The following is a 311-nucleotide window of genomic DNA, read 5'->3' on the forward strand; positions in this document are numbered from 1 at the left end:
ATCTGTAATAATTTGATTTTGGAATATCTAAAGCTTCTAAAATGACTTTCACTGTATATTTAGATTTCAATTCATTTACTAATTCAACAACGACTTCTGGGACCACTTCCTTTCCAATTCCTTGTACTTTTTTAAAATTTCATTTTCTACTTCTTTGCGCTTTAATTCAATTTTTAGTGTTTCAACAGTACTCAATTCTTCGTTTCCTTTTCCATAGGAGTATTGTTTACCTACTTGTTGATTGAATCTATGTGTTTCCCCATTTCTATACCATTTCCACCACACTTTAACTTGAGATTCATTTTTAATAT

At 29.3% G+C, this 311-nt stretch carries 1 pseudogene; it reads right to left on the reverse strand.

Annotated elements, in window-relative coordinates:
* Positions 1 to 311 (reverse strand): annotated as a pseudogene (locus LQ686_RS14010) (IS3 family transposase); the annotation flags it as partial.

Source organism: Mammaliicoccus sp. J-M41 (assembly GCF_022385935.1).
In the GTDB taxonomy this organism is placed as follows: domain Bacteria; phylum Bacillota; class Bacilli; order Staphylococcales; family Staphylococcaceae; genus Mammaliicoccus; species Mammaliicoccus sciuri_A.